The sequence below is a fragment of the Pseudidiomarina sp. genome, from assembly GCF_048268165.1.
Taxonomy (GTDB): Bacteria; Pseudomonadota; Gammaproteobacteria; order Enterobacterales; family Alteromonadaceae; genus Pseudidiomarina.
On the sequence record NZ_JBLWWA010000002.1, the window covers coordinates 127,470 to 147,742 of the forward strand.

The 20,273-nt window shown below is 47.7% G+C and carries 19 protein-coding genes; 10 read left to right on the forward strand and 9 right to left on the reverse strand.

Translation table 11 applies throughout. From position 1 onward, the window contains the following. Window positions 1-4: 4 nt before the first annotated feature. The 3 genes from ACN0UY_RS07265 to ACN0UY_RS07275 are packed head-to-tail and all read left to right on the forward strand — an operon-like array spanning window position 5 to window position 1,972. Entirely contained in the window at window positions 5-514 is a 510-nt protein-coding gene (locus ACN0UY_RS07265; protein WP_417666038.1) for an Ig-like domain-containing protein, read from the forward strand. Then, on the forward strand, window positions 507-1,493 hold the full coding sequence (locus ACN0UY_RS07270) for a tetratricopeptide repeat protein (protein WP_417666039.1): 987 nt from the start codon (window positions 507-509) through the stop codon (window positions 1,491-1,493). The genes ACN0UY_RS07265 and ACN0UY_RS07270 overlap by 8 nt, the downstream gene beginning before the upstream one ends. Before the next feature lie 2 nt (window positions 1,494-1,495). Then, the gene (locus tag ACN0UY_RS07275) at window positions 1,496-1,972 is read left to right on the forward strand and encodes a hypothetical protein (RefSeq protein ID WP_417666040.1); all 477 of its coding nucleotides are present in this window, start codon (window positions 1,496-1,498) and stop codon (window positions 1,970-1,972) included. A gap of 3 nt (window positions 1,973-1,975) precedes the next feature. On the opposite strand, the gene mnmE is transcribed toward ACN0UY_RS07275, so the two are convergent. Genes mnmE through rpmH form a run of 5 tightly spaced genes read right to left on the reverse strand, consistent with a single transcriptional unit; the run spans window position 1,976 to window position 5,782 of the window. Beyond that, window positions 1,976-3,349, reverse strand: a complete 1,374-nt coding sequence (gene mnmE / locus ACN0UY_RS07280; RefSeq protein WP_417666041.1) for a tRNA uridine-5-carboxymethylaminomethyl(34) synthesis GTPase MnmE — start codon at window positions 3,347-3,349, stop codon at window positions 1,976-1,978. 3 nt (window positions 3,350-3,352) lie between these two features. Then, on the reverse strand, window positions 3,353-5,029 hold the full coding sequence (gene yidC / locus ACN0UY_RS07285) for a membrane protein insertase YidC (RefSeq protein ID WP_417666042.1): 1,677 nt from the start codon (window positions 5,027-5,029) through the stop codon (window positions 3,353-3,355). Beyond that, complete coding sequence (yidD, locus tag ACN0UY_RS07290; protein WP_417666043.1) at window positions 5,026-5,316, reverse strand: membrane protein insertion efficiency factor YidD; 291 nt, start codon at window positions 5,314-5,316, stop codon at window positions 5,026-5,028. Before yidD ends, yidC begins: the two co-directional genes overlap by 4 nt. Next, window positions 5,253-5,645 carry a ribonuclease P protein component gene (rnpA, locus tag ACN0UY_RS07295; RefSeq protein WP_417666044.1) on the reverse strand — a complete coding sequence of 131 codons (393 nt, stop codon included), beginning with the start codon at window positions 5,643-5,645 and terminating at the stop codon, window positions 5,253-5,255. Before rnpA ends, yidD begins: the two co-directional genes overlap by 64 nt. A 2-nt stretch (window positions 5,646-5,647) precedes the next feature. Continuing rightward, complete coding sequence (rpmH, locus tag ACN0UY_RS07300) at window positions 5,648-5,782, reverse strand: 50S ribosomal protein L34 (RefSeq protein ID WP_128352472.1); 135 nt, start codon at window positions 5,780-5,782, stop codon at window positions 5,648-5,650. A 310-nt stretch (window positions 5,783-6,092) separates the two neighbouring features. On the opposite strand from rpmH, the gene dnaA reads away from it, so the two are divergent. From dnaA to gyrB, 4 genes are read left to right on the forward strand one after another with little or no spacing between them, the layout of a single operon-like run. Beyond that, window positions 6,093-7,487, forward strand: a complete 1,395-nt coding sequence (gene dnaA, locus ACN0UY_RS07305) for a chromosomal replication initiator protein DnaA (RefSeq protein WP_417666211.1) — start codon at window positions 6,093-6,095, stop codon at window positions 7,485-7,487. Between the two features lie 48 nt (window positions 7,488-7,535). Further along, the gene (gene dnaN, locus ACN0UY_RS07310) at window positions 7,536-8,636 is read left to right on the forward strand and encodes a DNA polymerase III subunit beta (protein WP_417666045.1); all 1,101 of its coding nucleotides are present in this window, start codon (window positions 7,536-7,538) and stop codon (window positions 8,634-8,636) included. Between the two features lie 21 nt (window positions 8,637-8,657). Then, entirely contained in the window at window positions 8,658-9,740 is a 1,083-nt protein-coding gene (gene recF / locus ACN0UY_RS07315; protein WP_417666046.1) for a DNA replication/repair protein RecF, read from the forward strand. 11 nt (window positions 9,741-9,751) lie between these two features. Then, window positions 9,752-12,172, forward strand: a complete 2,421-nt coding sequence (gene gyrB / locus ACN0UY_RS07320; protein WP_417666047.1) for a DNA topoisomerase (ATP-hydrolyzing) subunit B — start codon at window positions 9,752-9,754, stop codon at window positions 12,170-12,172. A gap of 117 nt (window positions 12,173-12,289) precedes the next feature. Here gyrB and glyS read toward each other — a convergent pair whose 3' ends face one another. Together glyS and glyQ are read right to left on the reverse strand one after the other, a co-directional pair. Next, window positions 12,290-14,356, reverse strand: a complete 2,067-nt coding sequence (glyS, locus tag ACN0UY_RS07325) for a glycine--tRNA ligase subunit beta (protein ID WP_417666048.1) — start codon at window positions 14,354-14,356, stop codon at window positions 12,290-12,292. Between the two features lie 11 nt (window positions 14,357-14,367). Continuing rightward, a complete protein-coding gene (gene glyQ / locus ACN0UY_RS07330; RefSeq protein WP_128352466.1) occupies window positions 14,368-15,282 on the reverse strand; it encodes a glycine--tRNA ligase subunit alpha in 915 nt (304 codons plus the stop codon). An 82-nt stretch (window positions 15,283-15,364) separates the two neighbouring features. Here glyQ and ACN0UY_RS07335 point away from each other — a divergent pair, with 82 nt between their 5' ends. The 3 genes from ACN0UY_RS07335 to tusA are packed head-to-tail and all read left to right on the forward strand — an operon-like array spanning window position 15,365 to window position 16,739. Continuing rightward, window positions 15,365-15,958 carry a DNA-3-methyladenine glycosylase I gene (locus ACN0UY_RS07335; protein ID WP_417666049.1) on the forward strand — a complete coding sequence of 198 codons (594 nt, stop codon included), beginning with the start codon at window positions 15,365-15,367 and terminating at the stop codon, window positions 15,956-15,958. Window positions 15,959-15,970: 12 nt separating this feature from the next. Further along, the gene (locus tag ACN0UY_RS07340) at window positions 15,971-16,450 is read left to right on the forward strand and encodes a GNAT family N-acetyltransferase (protein WP_128352464.1); all 480 of its coding nucleotides are present in this window, start codon (window positions 15,971-15,973) and stop codon (window positions 16,448-16,450) included. Window positions 16,451-16,502: 52 nt separating this feature from the next. Beyond that, window positions 16,503-16,739, forward strand: coding sequence for a sulfurtransferase TusA (tusA, locus tag ACN0UY_RS07345; protein WP_417666050.1), 237 nt, complete (start codon window positions 16,503-16,505; stop codon window positions 16,737-16,739). A gap of 116 nt (window positions 16,740-16,855) precedes the next feature. On the opposite strand, the gene fadA is transcribed toward tusA, so the two are convergent. Beyond that, complete coding sequence (gene fadA, locus ACN0UY_RS07350) at window positions 16,856-18,019, reverse strand: acetyl-CoA C-acyltransferase FadA (RefSeq protein ID WP_417659326.1); 1,164 nt, start codon at window positions 18,017-18,019, stop codon at window positions 16,856-16,858. A 29-nt stretch (window positions 18,020-18,048) separates the two neighbouring features. After that, window positions 18,049-20,190, reverse strand: a complete 2,142-nt coding sequence (fadB, locus tag ACN0UY_RS07355; RefSeq protein ID WP_417666051.1) for a fatty acid oxidation complex subunit alpha FadB — start codon at window positions 20,188-20,190, stop codon at window positions 18,049-18,051. Window positions 20,191-20,273 lie beyond the last annotated feature (83 nt).

Below are 20,273 nucleotides of genomic sequence, written 5' to 3' on the forward strand. Positions count from 1 at the left end.
AATCATGATGAACATGATTGTTCGAATTTCTATGCTACTTGGTGTGAGTTTCATGGTTAGCGGTTGTTTAGATTCTGATCCGAATCTGAACACTGCGCCCGAAGCAATATCGACGCAAATCACCACAACCGCCGATACGCCGGTAACAGGTCAATTGTTAGCTGCTGATAGTGAAGAGGGCATGTTGACCTATGCGTTGGAAGCTGAGCCGTTAAAAGGAAGCGTTTCGGTCAACTCAGATGGTTCGTTTACCTATGTGCCAAATGCTGAATATGTAGGTAATGACGAGTTTATGTTCAGTGTTTCTGATGGTCAGTTTTCGTCACGAGCGAAAGTAAGTATTACGGTGGAATTACTGTCGGTTTCGTTTCGTGCTTCGGTACGTAATGCGATTGGACAGAATTTTGACGCCCAACCTTTGGCGGTGAACGGTCGCGATTATCAGCAGGATGTAACAACAACTGCGGAGTTTGATGATCTGATTGCTGCTGGAGAGGTAGCAGGCAATGAGTAAAGTAAACACTTATACACCGTTCCTCATGGTGTTGTTGGTGTTGGGCTGCGGCGCTGCCGCAGCCCCTTTTTCTTCAGCCCAGCACTATGCGAAATTGGTTGAAGAGGGCAAGCAGGAAGCAACACATGCTTACCATCAAGAAGCTGAAGAGCTGTGGCGCTCGGTCAGCGCACGTATACCCTCGCTAGACACAACAGAACGTGCACAGTGGTATTTGGCACGGGCTGACTACTTGCAATTCGGTCATCAGTTTGCCGAGGCTCTGGACACTCTCAAGCGGGTTGAAGCGACAGGTACATTGATGAGCAGTGCATTATTGATGCGCGCCCGAATATTATTAACGCTAGGCGAAGTTGAGCGGGCGGCAATAGCCTGCAAACAGCTACGTGGGCTCGCGCCAGTTGATGTATGGGGCACGTGCGAACTGGAGGTGAAAGGCCGTGCTGGTGAGCTTAAGTTAGCTTATGAAGGGCTCAATCGATTAGCTGACCAAGATAAAACGCGCACCAGCGCCATCGTGTTGTGGCGCCGTCAAATACTTGCCGAACAGGCCCATTTATTGGGCAACTATGAAGCCGCATTAAATTGGTTACAAAGTGACAATTACGCGGCGCAACCTGTTGTTGTGCAGAAGCAGATAATTGATGTGTGGTTGTTACAGAACAGACCTCAGCAGGTACTTTCGCAAACCTCTGAATGCCCAGCTAACGACTCATTGTTGCCAGACAGTTTGATTGTGCGCTTCGCTCGGGCTGAACTGGAAGCCGAAAGTGCATTGACCTGTTGGCGTCAATTAGCCGCTGAGCGAATCTATATTCGCGAATTACGGCACGATGAGCTGCACACAGCAGACTTAGCTTATTACCACGCCTATATTTCGAAAGATGCTGACGCTGCGCTTTATTGGGCGCGCTTAACTGTGTCGGTATCGCGTGAACCATTTGATCTTGTTTTACTTGATGCTGCGAAGGAGTTATGAGAATGAAAACTATAATAGTAATGGTTTGCTTGGTGCTTTTAGGGGCTTCGTTGCCCAGCGCTGCGCATCGTTTTAGTACCAGCTTTTTTGTAGTTAGCGAAGTGGAGAATCATAAAAATGGTTTTGCCTGGCAGTGGCGTTTGGTCAAGCATGATTTAGAAACCTTGGTTCCTTCCCTGTCAGGTGAGAAGGGTATGAATGTTGATATGCGCATCGCTGAATTTATTGGCCGCTCTGTATCTGTTAATGCTGAATGCGAACTGAAAGTGCTGCCTATGGAACAAACAGAAGATGTGACATATGGCGGTCAAAGCTATATCCACATCAATGGCCATGCTGATTGTGGCCTGATGGAGTTAACCGAGCTAACCGTTGCTGAGGTATTTAAGGAAATTGACGACCACAAGGTAATTTTAGCTATAGAGCCTGATACCAAGAAGCATGTGTTGAGCAAAAACAATCCAAACTGGCTAAAATAAAGCTTACTTGCCGATGCAGAAACTGCTGAATATTTTGCCCAGTAGGTCGTCAGAGGTGAATTCACCTGTTATTTCATTCAGGTGTTGTTGTGTCAGCCGGAGCTCTTCCGCCAACAGTTCGCCAGCGAGGTTTTGCTCCAGCTGTTCTTGACCGGTTAGCAGATGTTCCTGTGCGCGTTCAAGCGCGTCGAGGTGGCGGCGGCGCGCCATAAAACTGCCTTCACTGGTCGCGGTATAGCCAACGCAGTGTTTTAGGTGTTCGCGCAGCAGTTCAACGCCACGCCCAGTTTTTGCACTTAAGTGAAGAACTGGAATGCCGTGAATGTCTTCAATGGCTACGGGTTCTTCATTGAGGTCAACTTTGTTCCGAATAACGGTAAACGGCAGGTCGTCAGAGAGCTGTTCAAAAAACTCTGGCCAGATATCGGCAGGGTGTACTGCGTTAGTTTCTGTGGCGTCGACCATAAACAACACGCGGTCAGCGCCCCGAATCTCATCCCAGGCGCGTTGTATACCAATACGCTCTACTTCGTCAGGGCTGTCACGTAGCCCGGCCGTATCGATGATATGCAGGGGCATACCGTCAATCTGTATGTGCTCGCGCAGCACATCGCGTGTGGTGCCAGCTATCGACGTTACAATTGCTGACTCGCGGCCAGCGAGTGCATTGAGCAATGAAGATTTGCCAGCGTTGGGGCGCCCAGCAATGACTACTTTCATGCCTTCTCGAAGTAACGAGCCTTGCTTGGCTTGTACCATCACCTGCTGCAGGCGGTCGAGAATCGCTTCAAGATCGCCGGATACTTTACCGTCACTTAAAAAGTCTATTTCTTCGTCAGGGAAGTCAATTGCGGCTTCTACATACATGCGCAAATGAATCACTTGGTCGACAAGTTGGTCAATTTCGTGCGAGAAGCCCCCCTGCAGGCTCTGTAACGCCGCTTTTGCTGCTTGCTCAGACGTTGTATCAATAAGGTCAGCAATTGCTTCTGCTTGGGTTAAATCCAGTTTGTCGTTTAAAAACGCACGTTCGCTAAATTCACCTGGGCGGGCTGGCCTTATTTCAGGGAAATCGAGAATGGCTTTAATGATCATATCGATAAGTACAGGGCCACCATGCCCCTGCAGTTCGAGTACGTCTTCGCCAGTAAATGAATTCGGGCCTTTAAAAAATAGGGCAATGCCTTCGTCGAGAAGGTTGCCATCAAGATCTACAAACGGGAGGTATTCTGCTTTTCGTGCTGCTGGGCAGTGGCCTAGCATACGCTCGGCGACAGTGGTTGCCGCCGGCCCGCTAACTCGGACTATGCCGACGCCACCACGCCCTGGGGGCGTGGCTTGCGCGACAATCGTGTCATTCGTTAGCTCAAAGTCCATGGTCTACTTCTTTTTGCGGCGCTCCATCATGCCCTTTTTCTCAAGGCCACGATAGATCCACTGCATTTGACCAATGGTAATCAAGTTACTGCTTAACCAATACAGTACTAAGCCTGCAGGGAACCACAGGAAGAATACGGTAAAGATTACTGGCATGTATTGCAGCAGTTTTTGCTGCATTGGGTCAGTTGCTGGGGTTGGCTGCAACCGTTGCATCATAAACATAGACGCACCCATTAACACAGGCAGTATGTAGTAAGGGTCTTTTGCGGATAAGTCGTTGATCCACAGGAACAGCGGTGCATGGCGCAATTCAACACTTTCAAGCAATACCCAGTAAAGCGCTAGGAAGATAGGAAGCTGCAGAAGCATAGGTAAACAGCCGCCGAGCGGGTTTACTTTTTCTTCTTTATACATCTTCATCATGGCTTGTGACATTTTCTGACGGTCGTCGCCATAACGTTCACGCAGGGCAGTCATCTTAGGCTGAATCATGCGCATCTTCGCCATCGACACATATTGTGCCTTGGTTAATGGATACAACAACGCCTTAATGATGATGGTAATTGCAATAATCGACAGACCCCAGTTGATAAGCACACTTTGCACCAACTGAAGAAGTTTGAATATCGGTTGCGCTAACCACCACAAGAAGCCGTAATCAACAGTCAGCTCAAGGTCTTCTGCGACAACAGCCATTGCATCTTGGTCTTTCGGACCCACAAATAGGGTTGAGCGAATCTGTGCTTCAGCACCTGGTGCAACAGTAGCAGTAGGGTACATCATGCCCATAATTGCTTGGTCACCACCAAGGATACGAGAAAACAATTGCTTACTGCCTTCACCGCGCGGAATCCATGCGGATACGAAATAATGTTCAAGCATTGCGACCCAACCGCTTTCTGTTGCGCGGTTTAAGCGTTGATCGCGCATGTCGTCGAAAGCATATTTTTCGTAACGGTCTTCGTCCCATGAATAAGCGCCACCTTTATAGGTTGGCATCATCATGTTGCCTGAACCTTCGGTCATCACTTGTTTCAGCTGTGCATAAAACTGCATTTGTTTGTGCGAGGCTGTTGCGTTACGAATGGTGTAAACCACATCGATTGCGTAAGAACCTTTTTTGAAAACAAATGTTTTCGTTACCTGGCTGCCGTCTTCAAGCGTGTAATGCAAAGGCACTTCAAGGGTATCATCGCCATTCATTTCGTAGTTGGTTTGTTCTACGTGGAACATTGGGCGACCGCTCGCTGAATCGGTGCCGTCTGCACCAACTAAACCAGATTGTGCGATGTATAACTGATTTGGGTTTGCGTGCAATAACTCAAAGCGTTCATCTGAGTTCTGGGTGCGTGCAAACTGGAGCAACTGTGCGTTGACTACATCACCACCGTTGGTATCGATGAGAACATCAAGTACATCGGTTTTAACACGTACACGTTGGCTACCTGAGGTAACTGGAGTGCTCGAAACATCACCGCTTGATGCCTGTGGAACCGCGCTTTCTGTTGCGGTTGGCTCCATACGCGCTTCAGGAATGCCTGAGTCGGTGTTTGTTTGTGACTGTTGTGCAGAGGCCGCTTTTTGCGTGCCCGGCGCGGTATCAATGAGCCAATTTTGGTAGAGGAAAAAGGTTACTACCAAGAAAGCAATAAACAAGATAGAACGTGGCGAATTCATAAGTCCTTCGTCTCTGTTTTATTTTGGTTCGTTGTGTCCGGTTCACAGGGCTCAGAGCCTGGAACTGGGTCGAAGCCGCCTGGATGTCCCGGGTGGCATTTCAGAATACGCTTACTGGCAAGCCAGAAGCCTCGCATCATACCATGCTTTTTGATTGCTTCGATGGCGTATTGTGAGCATGTTGGCGTAAATCGACAACGCGGCCCTAACAACGGACTAATGATCAGTTGGTAGAGTCGGATAATGCCGATAGGTATTGCGCGCAACGCTTGCTTAAGGTTCGCCATAAGTAATCCAAACGTTGTTGTAATTCTTCCTGAGAAAGGTTAACAACCCCGTTCTTTCCAATCACGATAATATCGAATGCCGGTATTTTATGCTGTTTTAATCGAAAACTCTCGCGGATCTTACGTTTTATTCGATTTCGATCAACAGCGCGTTTGGCTCGCTTTTTTGACAGCGTGACACCAAGTCGAGGAATGCCGAGATTATTTGGGGTAGCAAGCATGGTGAGTTCGGCCGTAACCGCTTTCACCGGGGGATTATCGAAGACTTTTTGAAAGTGCGCGGGAGTTAAAAGACGTAACTCCCGCCCGTAACAGTAGCTCTGCTTCAATATTATGCAGACAGAACTTTACGGCCTTTGGCACGACGGCGCGCTAAAACTAAACGACCGTTTTTCGTTGCCATACGAGCACGGAAACCGTGAGTGCGCTTGCGCTTCAATACGCTTGGTTGAAATGTTCTTTTCATGACGTTACTTCCGTAGTCGAGTTACCTAAAAATTTAGAGCGCGAATTCTAACGGTTAAAAGGATCAAAGTCAACGCAAAAAGCTATCCACAAAGTATAGATGAGAATGATTCTAATTGTGGATAAGCATACTTAATTAGCGTAGTTAATTTACCGCAAAAGCTAGCGATCAGCAGGTGCTTTTAGTACAATCAAAACAGTCTAGCAGATACTAAAAATAAAGGATCGCTACAGATCTAGAATTAGTATTCTTAACCAATAACTATAACTGATAAATTCGGGAGACAGGTGTGAATAAATCGCTTTGGCAAATGTGCTCAGATAGACTGCAAAGCGAATTAACCGCGCAGAATTTTAATACCTGGATCCGTCCCCTGCAATCAGAATTAAACGACAACCTGCTGACACTCTATGCACCAAACTCCTACGTGGTCGACTGGATCAAAGACAAGTATCTGAATGTCATAAATGACTACTTGAGTGAAATTGCTAATGACCGTGGCGAGAAGAGCCCACGCGTTTCGTTTCGTGTTGGTGGTATTGAGAAGGCTCCAGAGAGAAATGGTGCACAGGCATCATCAGGCTCGTCAGGTTCGAGCCACCAATCACGGCCAGCCGCAACCGCGCAGCGTAATCAGCCACGAGCAACACCGTGGAATCAGAATGACGCACCGGCACCTGCGTTTGAGTGTAATATTGATGAAGAATATACCTTTGATAATTTTGTTGAAGGTAAATCGAATCAGCTTGCGTTAGCAGCAGCACACCAAGTTGCTGAAAACCCAGGCGGTGTTTACAACCCGCTATTTGTTTATGGCGGGACAGGCCTCGGTAAAACGCATCTATTGCATGCAGTCGGTAATGCGATTCGCACTCATAAAAAAGACGCTAAGGTTTTTTATATGCGTGCAGAGCGTTTCGTACAAGACATGGTTAACGCGCTCAAGAACGGAACCATCGATGAAATGAAGCGCTATTATCGTTCGGTAGACGCCTTACTAATTGATGACATTCATTTCTTCTCGAACAAGAAAGGCACGCAGGAAGAATTTTTCCATACCTTCAATGCGTTGCTTGAAGGGAACCAGCAAATCATTCTCACGAGCGATCTTTACCCGAAAGAAATTGAAGGATTAGAAGACCGTTTACGTTCTCGCTTTGGTTGGGGCTTAACTATAGCGATTGAACCACCTGAATTGGAAACGCGCGTAGCAATATTAATTCGTAAAGCACAGGAACGCGGTATTACGCTTCCTCATGAAGTTGCGTTTTTTATTGCTAAACGATTACGCTCAAATGTGCGAGAGTTAGAGGGTGCGTTGAATCGGCTTGTTGCGAACGTCAATCTGACGGGCCGTCAGATAACAATCGATTTTGTGCGCGAAGCGTTACGCGACTTAATTGCGGCGCAGGAAAAGCTGGTCACAATTGACAATATTCAGAAAACCGTTGCAGAGTACTACAACATCAAGATGTCAGATATGCTTTCAAAGCGTCGTAGTCGTTCGGTTGCACGTCCTCGTCAGATGGCGATGGCGTTAGCAAAAGAGCTTACAAATCATAGCCTTCCGGAAATTGGCGATGCTTTTGGTGGGCGTGATCACACAACAGTTTTACATGCGTGTCGCACTATAGCTAAATTAAAAGATGCGCAGAATGATTTGAAAGAAGATTACAGAAACTTAATCCGTACGCTTTCTGCATAGTCACGAAATAGTAAGCGGGCAAGGACCAAACAACAGGGGAATGTGGGCATGAAATTTTCCATCAGTCGAGATGCTTTTTTAAAGCCACTTCAAGTTGTCAGTGGGGCCGTTGAACGTCGCCACACGATTCCAATTTTATCTAACGTGCTTATTCAGGCTTCTGCGGATGAGGTTCGTCTTACTGGCACTGATCTCGAAGTTGAACTTGTTTCTGCCTGTGCAATTGAAGGTGGTGACGCGGGCGAAGTGACTGTGCCAGCCAAAAAGCTAGTAGACATTGTGCGTAGCTTACCAGAAGGCGCGACGGTTGAATTCAGCGCCTCGGCGGATAAGGCGATGATTCGCTCAGGCCGTAGTAAATTCACTTTGGCCACTTTACCAGCTCAAGATTTTCCAAATATTGATGACTGGGACAGTGATATTCAGCTGATAACCAGCCAAGCGGTACTTAAGGATCTCATGGAGCGTACGCATTTCTCGATGGCTAATCAGGATGTGCGTTATTACCTGAATGGTATGTTGTTTGAGACGGATGCCGGTATTTTGCGTACGGTTGCAACCGACGGACACCGCTTAGCAATGAGTAGTTGCGATATTGGACAACCGAATCTTGCATCACGCCAAGTCATTGTGCCGAGAAAAGGCGTTATGGAATTACTGCGCTTGTTAGATGATGCCGACAATGAAGTAAAAGTATTAATCGGTAACAACCACATTCGCATAGAAACAAACGGTATCGGATTCACGAGTAAGCTAGTCGACGGTCGGTTCCCTGACTATCGCCGCGTACTACCAAGCGGTGGTGATAAAATTGTCGTTGCAGAGAGAGACGTGCTTAAGCAAGCCTGTTCTCGCGCGTCTATTTTGTCGAACGAAAAATATCGTGGTGTTCGGTTGAATCTCAGTTCGGGCGAAATGTGTTTGACCGCGAATAACCCAGAACAAGAAACAGCTGAGGAAGTACTTGAAGTTGAATACCAAGGCGATTCCTTAGAAATAGGTTTCAACGTAAGCTACCTCATTGATGTACTCAATACGATTCAAGGCAGCAAAGTGAAGATCACATTGGCTGGACCGGATGCTAGCGGGCTTATTGAAGACAATGATGACGACTCGTCATTGTATGTTGTGATGCCGATGCGCCTTTAATAGGGTGCGTCAGCAACGAGTATGTTTTTAGAATCGCTGTCTATTACACAGTTTCGCAATTTTGCCTCGGCAGCAATCACGCCAGGTAAAACCGTTAATATCATATCGGGTGTGAATGGCAGCGGTAAAACGAGTTTGATTGAGGCTATCTATTGTCTTGGGTTCGGCAGGTCGTTTAGACCAGGAACCTATCGACAATTGATTCGGAATGATGAAAGCCAGTTTACGGTTTTTGCACGGGTTACTGAACAGGACGGCACGAAGCACCAGGTTGGGTATCAGAGAAATACAACGGGTGAAGTGCAGCTGCGCATTGATAATGCGAAGGAGAAACGATTCTCAGCATTAGCGCGATTAGTGCCGGTACAGTTAATGACACCTGAGAGTATTGAGTTGGTATTAGGTGGCCCGAAAGTTCGGCGTCAGTTTATAGATTGGGGGGTGTTCCACGTGGAACATTCGTTCTATAGCGACTGGGTTGGATTTTCAAAACTGCTTAAGCAACGTAATAGTTTGCTCAAAATGAAACGGTTTCATCAGGAGCACCAGTACTGGGATGAGAAGTTCAGTGAATTTGGGGAGCGTATCCATAAGCACCGTACTGAATATCTTGATGGGTTTCTTCCGGTACTGAAGCAGCGACTTGTATCATTTTTACCATCGTACGAGTTTCAATTTCATATTCGTTCAGGTTGGGATAAAGAAATTAGGCTAAGCGATGCTTTGGTCAAGCATCGCGAACAGGATCTCCGATATGGTCATTCGACAGTCGGCCCGCATAAAGCGGAGTTGAAGATTCTAGCAAACGGGGAAGATGTAAAAAATCTGCTTTCCCGTGGCCAGCTGAAGTTACTTGTAGCAGCCTTAAAATTAGTTCAAGGCGAGTATCTTCAGCAGCAAACTGGCGTACAATGTATCTACTTGGTAGATGACATTACGGCCGAATTGGATTCGGTAAGTCAGGAAAAATTTTGCGGTGCACTTGTTGCATCCAATTCACAGGTTTTTGTATCGGCTATTAACGGTGAGGAAGTACATACACAGTTAAAAACCAAAGATACGAAGATGTTCCACGTGGAACATGGAACCGTCAAGGAACAATAGAGAAGCTGATTATGGCAGAAAATAATTACGATTCGTCCAGTATTAAAGTCTTAAAAGGGCTTGATGCAGTACGCAAACGCCCGGGTATGTATATCGGTGACACCGATGACGGAACCGGTCTTCACCACATGGTTTTTGAGGTTGTCGATAACTCAATCGATGAAGCCTTAGCTGGGCATTGTACTGATATTTTAGTGACGATTCATACCGACGGCTCAGTATCGGTTCGAGATGATGGGCGTGGTATTCCAGTTGATATTCATGAAGAAGAGGGAGTTTCCGCCGCACAGGTTATTATGACCGTATTGCACGCAGGTGGTAAATTCGATGATAACTCTTATAAGGTATCAGGTGGTTTACACGGTGTTGGTGTTTCTGTCGTTAACGCTCTGTCGGACAAGCTTTTGCTTACCATTCAGCGTGGCGGACACATATATCAGCAAACGTACAATCTTGGCGACCCAGTAGCGCCGATGAAGCAAATTGGCGATACAGAGAAGACGGGTACAGAAATCCGTTTTTGGCCGAGCCCTAAGATTTTCGCGGATACTGAATACCATTATGACATTCTCGCGAAACGCCTTCGTGAGTTGTCATTCTTAAACTCTGGCGTTTCAATTATCCTTAAAGATGAGCGAAATGAACGTCAAGACCATTTCAAATATGAAGGCGGTATCTCAGCCTTCGTTGCATATTTGAATAAAAATAAAACGCCAATACACCAAAATGTTTTCCATTTTAGTAACGAGCGTGATGACGGTATTGCTGTCGAAGTATCCATGCAATGGAACGATTCGTTCCAGGAAGGCATCTATTGCTTCACGAACAATATTCCACAACGTGACGGTGGTGCCCACTTGGCCGGCTTCCGCGCTGCGCTGACACGTACGTTGAATGCGTACATGGAGAAAGAAGGCCTTAATAAGAAATACAAAACGAATGCGACTGGAGATGATGCCCGTGAAGGCTTAACTGCAGTTGTATCGGTTAAAGTTCCTGATCCGAAGTTCTCTTCGCAAACAAAAGATAAACTCGTTTCATCAGAGGTGAAGACAGCGGTCGAGCAAGCGATGAACGAGCGCCTTTCTGATTATTTGTTAGAGCAGCCTGGTGACGCAAAAATCATCGTTGGTAAAATCATTGATGCTGCGCGCGCACGAGAAGCAGCTCGCAAAGCACGTGATATGACACGCCGTAAAGGTGCGTTAGATCTTGCTGGTTTGCCGGGCAAATTGGCAGACTGCCAAGAGAAAGATCCAGCCTTGTCTGAACTCTACATTGTGGAGGGTGACTCAGCGGGCGGCTCTGCGAAGCAGGGGCGTAACCGTAAGTTCCAAGCAATTCTGCCTCTTAAGGGTAAGATTCTGAACGTAGAAAAAGCGCGTTTTGACAAGATGCTGTCATCACAAGAGGTTGCGACGCTGATAACCGCGCTTGGCTGTGGTATTGGGCGTGATGAATACAACCCAGATAAAACACGTTATCACCGCATCATTATCATGACGGATGCCGACGTCGACGGCTCGCACATTCGTACATTGCTGTTGACCTTCTTCTACCGTCAAATGCCAGAATTGATAGAGCGCGGCTATATGTACATTGCGCAGCCGCCGCTTTATAAAGTGAAAAAAGGCAAGCAAGAAACATACATCAAGGACGACCCAGGTTTGATTCAATATCTAACCAGTCTTGCACTTGATAATGCTTCGTTGCATGTAACGAAAGATGCGCCTGGTATCAGTGGTGCCCATTTGGAAACTTTGGTTAACGACTATCAGTTAGCTCAAAATTCTATTAAACAACGCCTTTCGCGACGTATGCCGTTAGATTTCTTGCAACGCCTGGTTTATGCACCACGATTAACTGATGAAACCCTTAAAAATCAATCAGCTATGGAAGAGTGGGCAGAGGTTTTGCAGAAGGACTTAACGTCGCGTGAAGTAAATTCAGCGACCTACACGTTGCATATTCAGCACGACGAAGAACGCAACTTGTATCTACCCGTTGTAACTGTGCGCCGCCACGGAATAGATACCCCATATCCGTTAAGCTACGAGTTCTTAATGTCGCGTGACTATGATCAACTTGTATCAATTGGCGAAAAAATCAATGGCTTAATTGAAGTGGGTGGATTTGTTCGACGGGGCGACAAAGAGAAGCCGGTTAGTGATTTCGTAGAAGCTGTTGAGTGGCTTATTAACGAGTCAAAACGTGGTATTTATATTCAACGTTACAAAGGTTTGGGTGAAATGAATCCAGACCAATTGTGGGAAACAACTATGGACCCGGCAACTCGCCGTATGTTGCAAGTTACCATCGAAGACGGTATTGCAGCGGACCAATTGTTCACAACCTTAATGGGTGACGATGTTGAACCACGCCGTGCGTTTATTGAAACCAACGCGTTACGTGTTGCGAACTTAGACGTATAGTTTAGCTGGCAGAAAAGCCAAACAATAAAAAAGGGAGCCAATTGGCTCCCTTTCTTATTTTTGGAAACAAAGAAACGAGGCCAGTTATCAAGTAACCTGAATCTTATGTTCCTTAGTTTAATTTAAAACTGAGATATCCGCAATTTGTAAGAATAATTGACGTAATGTATTCAACATTGCCAGCCGATTATTCCTTACTTCAGCAGCATCAGCATTAACCATCACGCTCTCGAAAAAGCTATCAACCGGTTCTTGCAAGCTTGCCAACGCCTTGAGAGCTTGCGTGTAATCGTTACCCGCAAGCGCAGTTGTTGATTGCTCTTGCGCCTGCTTAATAGCGCTTGCGAGCTCCTGCTCAGCAGGTTCGCTTAACAGTTCAGCTTTAACTTGAGTCGGAAGCTCGCCCTCTACTTTGGCAAGTATGTTGCTAACTCGCTTGTTAGCTGCCGCAAGAGCCTCTGCGGCCGGCAATAAGCGAAATGCGGTTACGGCGTGAACACGTTGGTCAAAGTCCGTTGGCGTGGTTGGGCGGCGCGCCAACACGGCTTGAATCACATCAACGGCAATACCTTGTTCTTGGTACCAAGCGCGGAATCGGCCCAGTAAGAAATCAACAACGTCGTCTTTGACACTCGCCGCACTAAGCAACCCGCCAAAGCTTGCTACCGATTCCCCCACGATTTTATTCAGATCAAGAGGATACTTTCCTTCAACCATAATTCGCAGTAAGCCAATGGCCGAACGACGCAGCGCAAATGGGTCTCGGTCGCCTTTAGGTATTTGGCCAATGCCGAATATACCAACCAGCGTGTCGAGCTTATCGGCTATAGCTACCGCAGCACCGGCTTTTGATTCAGGAAGTATGTCACCAGAAAAGCGAGGTAAGTAGTGTTCAAAGATTGCTTGAGGCACACCTTCAGGCTCATTGTCATTGCGTGCATAGTGCATACCCATAACGCCTTGGGTTTCAGGAAATTCAAGCACCATTTGTGAGGCTAAGTCAGCTTTACATAAATAACCGGCGCGCTCTGCAATACTCGAGTCGGCGCCCAATTGCGCAGCAATTACTGACGCAACTTGCGCGATCCGATCAGACTTGTCTTTGATGGAACCAAGCTGCTTCTGAAACAGAATATTTGCTAAGCCCGGAACTCGGTCTGCCAACCGGATCTTTTTGTCCGCTTCGAAAAAGAACTGGGCATCGGCAAGGCGAGGGCGCACAACCTTTTCATTACCCGATATAATCTGCTGTGGGTCTTTTGATTCGATATTAGTAATAAATATAAATGCGGGCAGCAAATTGCCTTGCCCGTCTTCCAGCGGGAAATACCGTTGGTCGTCTTTCATGGTTACGATAAGCGGCTCTTTCGGTACAGCTAGAAATTGCTCATCAAAATGCGCGGACAACGCGACCGGCCATTCCACTAACGCCGTCACCTCATCAACCAGATCATTGTCTTCAATAACTTGGCCACCCAGTTTCGATGCAAGCTGCGAAATGCCATGAACAATCCGTTCGCGACGCTCAGCAAAGTCCGCAATCACCCACAACTTTTCCAACTCAGCTTCGTAGTCATCCGCATGGGATAAGGTTGCCCCCTGAGGTGCATGAAATCGATGCCCTAATAAATGGTTGTTTGACGCTACATCAAGAACGACCCCAGGAATCAGCGTGTCGCCATACATCATGGTGATAGTTTTCACAGGGCGAATAAACTGAGCGGTACCGTTACCCCAGCGCATCGGCTTTGGAATAGGTAATTTTTTAAGTGCTGACTGAACCAACTCAGGAAGGACTTCCCCAAGCGCTTGGCCTTTAACCTCAGCTTTATAAAGCAGCCATTCACCTTTGTCGGTAACTAAACGCTCGGCTTCGTCGACGGTAATGCCGTTACCCCGCGCCCAACCTTCGGCGGCTTTGGTCGCCTTGCCGTTGTCATCAAAAGCGACGTTAACCGCCGGGCCGCGCTTCTCAACAACTTTATCGGCTTGCTGAGAGGCCAGCGCCGAAACTTGAACGGCGAGGCGACGCGGCGTTGCATATGATTTTACGGCGTCAAAAGCAAAGTCGTTTTCGCGTAATAGTGTGCTGAGGGCTTCGGTAAATGCATGACTTAACGTGCCAAGTGCTTTGGGCGGTAATTCTTCTGTACCAATTTCTACCAACAATGTCTGATGTTGCACGGTTAAGCTCCTTACTGTACTTCTTGATTGGATTGCGCAAGCGGAAAGCCCAGCGCTTCGCGGGCAGCGTAATAAGCTTCTGCACAACCCTTTGCCATGGTGCGAACGCGAAGAATATAGCGTTGACGTTCGGTCACGGAAATAGCATGACGAGCGTCCAGTAAGTTAAACGCATGCGAAGCACGCATAACCTGTTCATAAGCAGGGAGCGGGAGGTTTACCGAGAGTAAGTGCTCACATTCCTTTTCGCAGGAGTCAAAACGCCCAAACAATACATCCACATCAGCATGCTCGAAATTATAGGTGGACTGCTCAACTTCATTTTGATGAAACACGTCGCCATACAGAATTTTTCCGCGTGGGCCATCAGTCCAAACCAGATCATAAATGCTATCAACGCCCTGAATGTACATGGCTAAGCGCTCAAGGCCGTAGGTAATTTCGCCAGCAACTGGCTTGCACTCGATGCCACCAACTTGTTGAAAGTAGGTGAACTGTGTTACTTCCATGCCATTTAACCAGACTTCCCAGCCCAAACCCCATGCACCTAGTGTTGGCGACTCCCAGTTATCCTCTACAAAGCGAATATCGTGCACCAAAGGGTCGAAACCAAGCATTTCTAGCGAGCCAAGGTAGAGTTCCTGAATATTGTCAGGCGATGGCTTCAATAGTACCTGGAACTGATAATAATGTTGCAGCCGGTTCGGATTTTCACCATAACGGCCGTCGGTTGGGCGTCGGCATGGCTGAACGTACGCAAAGCTAGCCGGCTCAGGACCGATAGAGCGCAAGAATGTCATCGGGTGGAAGGTGCCAGCACCAACCTCCATGTCCAACGGTTGGACAACCGCGCACCCTTGTTGCGCCCAGTAATCCTGTAGGGCAAGAATAAGCCCTTGAAACGTTTTTACGTCGTAGCTAGCCATGCGTCATCTCATGCTGATTTCTAAACCAAATTGGCGTAAATTATACCCTGTGTTGAAGCGAGGTTACAGGATACCGTGCGAAATGAGTGAAACAATTAACCGCTGCAGTTGGTGCGGCTCAAGCCCAGACTATATTCATTACCATGATACAGTGTGGGGGCGGCCGGTGGCTGACAGCCAAGAGCTGTTCGCAAAGTTGTGTTTGGATGGCCAGCAGGCGGGCTTAAGTTGGATTACGATATTACGCAAGCAGGCCAACTACGAAAAAGCATTTTGTGGATTTGATCCTGAGCAAATCGTTGAACTTCCTGAAAGCTACAAAGCAGAACTTATGCAAAACGCGGGAATTATTCGCAATCGATTAAAAATAGAGTCAATATTCAAAAATGCGCGGGCCTACCTGAACTTGCGAGAGCAAGGTGTAGAATTTAACGAATTCTTATGGAAGTTTAGCGACGGGCAGCCGCGAATATTCGCTCGACAGGGTGGTGATATCCCCACATCAGATAAAGTTTCTGATAATATGGCAAAAGCCTTAAAAAAAGCTGGCTTTAGCTTTGTCGGTACAACCATTTGTTATGCCTTTATGCAGGCGGTGGGCATGGTGAACGACCATGTCGTAGACTGCCATTGTTATGAACCAACAAGCGAAGCAATGCGTCGTTTTTCACTTTAAAATGAGTTTGTCATGTTAGAAATTGTGCTTGCCGATTATACCAACCCGAAACACCGTCAAGCGGTCGTCGATATGCTGGACGATTACGCGCAAGACCCAATGGGCGGTGGCGAAGCTTTACCAGAAAGCACGCGCGCTAATCTTATTGACGAGATGGCCAAGCGTGACCATGTGTTTTCTATTTTGGCTTTTGTTGACGACCAACCTGTGGGGCTTGCTAATTGCGTTGAAGGGTTTTCGACGTTTGCAGCAAAACCTGTGATGAACATTCACGACATTGCTGTGATCAAAGATTTTCGTGGTCAAGGCATTGCCAAGCGTCTACTTCAGGAAGTAGAAACTTTGGCGCAATTCCGTGGCTGCTGCAAACTGACCTTGGAAGTTATCCAAGGCAACGAGCCGGCGAAAGTTGCCTATGAAAAGTTTGGTTTTAAACCTTACCAACTTGATGCGGAAATGGGTAACGCAGAGTTTTGGCAGAAATACCTGTAACCGACGTTAGGCGTTATTGGTTACTTGTTATTCGTGGAACGGGAAACAGAGCATGACGGGTGAAGCGACTTCTCAGCTAGATACCTTGGGGCTGCGGTGTCCAGAGCCTGTGATGTTGCTGCGCTTAACAATGCGCAAGCTAAACCCTGGTGACACGCTTGAGGTTATTGCTGATGATCCAGCAACAACACGCGACATTCCAAGCTTCTGCCGTTTTATGGAGCATGAGTTACTGCTGGCAGAAACAGACACGAAGCCTTATCGCTACCTAATCCGCAAGGGCCCTTAAAACCAAAAGCGTTACTCGTTATTCGTCCGTAAGCTTCGCTTACTATTCGAAACACGAACAGTGCGAAGCACGGACCAACAGCTCGCTCTAGCGAGCGCACGAACAACGTTTTTTACTTAAACGCGTTCGAAGACGGTGGCGATGCCTTGGCCTAAACCAATACACATGGTCGCAACACCTAAGGTCGCATCTTTATTCTCCATCAAGTTAATTAACGTGGTGGAGATACGTGCGCCCGAGCAGCCAAGCGGGTGGCCGAGGGCAATTGCGCCGCCGTTCAAGTTCACTTTGTCATCCATAACATCCAGCAAGCCCAAGCCTTTGAGTACTGGCAGGGATTGTGCCGCAAATGCTTCATTAAGTTCCCAAAGGTCAATGTCTTTCACTTCGAGACCGGCACGCTTAAGTGCTTTCTGCGTTGCCGGAACAGGGCCGTAACCCATAATTGACGGATCGCAACCTGCCGCCGCCATCGCACGAATTCGTACACGCGGTGTTAAGCCAAGTTGTTTCGCTTTTTCGGCAGACATGACTAAACATGCCGCAGCGCCGTCAGACAACGCTGACGAGGTACCCGCAGTCACGGTGCCATTCACCGGGTCGAACACCGGTCGAAGTGCCGCTAAGCCTTCTACCGTGGTCTCTGGACGAATTACTTCGTCGTTTTTAACCAAATGCAAAATACCGTCAGCGTCGTGACCTTCTAACGCTAAAATTTCTTTTGCAAAACGGCCTTCGAGGGTTGCGGCATGTGCGCGTTGGTGTGAACGTGCACCGAATGCATCTTGTGCAGCACGATCAATCCCAAATTTACGAGCAAGCAGCTCCGCAGTCATACCCATGCTGCCAGCTGCGCGCGCAACAGACATGTTCATACCTGGATGAAAATCGATGCCATGCGTCATGGGCACGTGACCCATGTGCTCAACACCACCAGCAATCATGATGTCGCCATCACCATGCATAATGGCACGGGCAGCATCATGAATCGCTTGCATTGATGAACCGCACAGGCGGTTAACCGTAACTGCAGCAACGTGGTGCGGAATACCCGCAATTAACGATGCGTTGCGGGCAATATTAAAGCCCTGTTCCAGGGTCTGTTGAACACAGCCCCAGTAAATATCTTCAAGTTCATTCGCATCAACTTGTGGATTACGCTCAAGCAGCCCTTTCATTAAGTGAGCTGAAAGGTCTTCGGCGCGAACATTGCGGAACACGCCATTTTTTGAACGCCCCATTGGGGTGCGAATACAATCGACAATCACTACGTCTTTCATAAATTCCTCCGTTAGCGCTGCGCTATTGATTAACCTGCCAGGTACGATTTGCCTGACTCGGCCATTTCACGCAGGCCATCGGTTACTTGATACATTTCACCTAAGTGCGCGTACTTGTCTGCTAAGGCTACAAACTTTTCTAAGCCGACCGTTTCGAGGTAACGGAACGGACCGCCGCGGAATGGTGGAAAACCAAGGCCGTATAGCAGCGCCATATCGCATTCTGCTGCGCTTGCGACAATACCTTCTTCCAGACAACGAACACATTCGTTGACCATAGGCACCATACAGCGCGCTATAATCTCGTCAGCTTCGAGTTGCTTATCTGTAACACCCAACATTTCATAAACTTCGGGTGCCTTTTCTTTCGCTGGGCGGCCTTTCTTGTCCACACCATAATTGTAGAAGCCCTTACCATTTTTCTGGCCATAGCGTTCTGCAGCGGCTAGTTTTGCAATCGCGCTGCTGGTATCACGCGGCATTCGGGTTGGGAAACCATCAGCCATAACAACCGTGCAATGATCCGCCGTGTCGATACCTACAACATCGGATAAATAAGCTGGACCCATCGGCCAACCGAACTGGCGTTCCATCACTTTATCGATGCCAGCGAAATCTACGCCTTCATCGACCATACCGGCAAAACCAGCTAGGTACGGGAACAATACGCGGTTTACCAAGAAGCCTGGGCAGTCATTGACCACAATTGCCGTTTTGCCCATGCGTGTGGCATAAGCAACAACAGCTGCAACAGTTTCTTCAGATGTTTTTTCACCACGGATAACTTCAACCAGTGGCATTTTGTGCACAGGATTGAAAAAATGCATACCGCAGAAACGTGACGGGTCTTTCAGGTTTTTCGCTAAGCGGTCAATGGAAATGGTAGAGGTGTTTGATACCAAAATGGTATCGGCATCTACAATACTTTCCATCTGCGCAAGCACTTTGCCTTTCACATCTGGGTTTTCCACCACAGCTTCAACCACAATGTCGACGCCTTTTACGCCTTCATCAAGCAGAGTTGGAGTGATAGACGACAGCACCTTGGCCATTTTCTTATGATCCATGCGGCCGCGGTCAACCAATTTGCCCATAATTTTGCTGGCTTCATTCATGCCAAGATCTAATGCATCTTGACGAATGTCTTTCATGACAACAGGTACACCTTTGTACGCTGACTGGTAGGCAATGCCGCCCCCCATGATGCCAGCACCGAGTACTGCTGCGCGTTTGATTTCTTTCGTTGCCAATTTAGCCGCTTTTTTGGCTTTGCCTTTGACCATTTGGTCGGCCATGAAGATGCCCACTTGGGCGCGGCATGCATCGGTTTGCGTTAACTCAACAAACGCCGCATTCTCTGCCTTTAAGGCTTCTTCGCGATGATGTTTGGCACCGTCTTCAACCGCTTTTATAGCTGCATGCGGTGCCGGGTAGTGTTTACCGGCTTGCGCTGCGGCCATCGCTTTCGCAGTTACGAAGGTCATCGTCGATTCTGTTTCGTTGGCTTGCAGTGGCTCAAGTTTTGGTTGGCGCTTGGCTTGCCAATTCAAATCCCCGGCTATAGCCGATTTTACGATCGCTAACGCTGCGTCGCGCAATTTTTCAGGCGCCACTACCGAGTCGACCAAACCGATTTTGAGTGCATCATCAGGCTTGTTATTTTTGCCGGTGGTAATGAGTTCAAGTGCGTTATCCGGACCAATAATACGCGGTAAGCGCATGGTGCCACCGAAGCCTGGAATTAAACCAAGTTTAACTTCCGGCAAACCGATAACAGCCGTGGTATCGACAACACGGTAATCACACGCTAACGCTGCTTCGCAACCGCCACCTAAAGCAAAGCCTGTAACAGCTGCTACGGTAGGTACTGGCAGGTCTTCTAGTTGGTCAAACACACGTGACGCTTTAGCAACCCATACCTTGGTTTGCTCAACATCGGCAAATAAAGTAAGGAATTCTGTAATGTCAGCGCCTACAATGAAGGTAGGTTTTGAGCTGGTGACAATAACACCGCGTAAATCTTTGGTGTTTGCCAGTTGTTTGAGCGCTTGGCTGAATTCTTCCAAGGTTTTCTGGTCAAACTTGTTCACGGAGCCTGCGGCTGCGAACTGAAGTTCGGCAATGCCGTCTTCAACAAATTCGACCCGAATGCTATCACCCTGATAAATCATATTCGGTCTCCTTAAGCGTTTACTGATAATCAGATTGCTTTCGGTTAAAGTGGTTCTTATAGTCGCCCTAGAGTTTGGCCTTA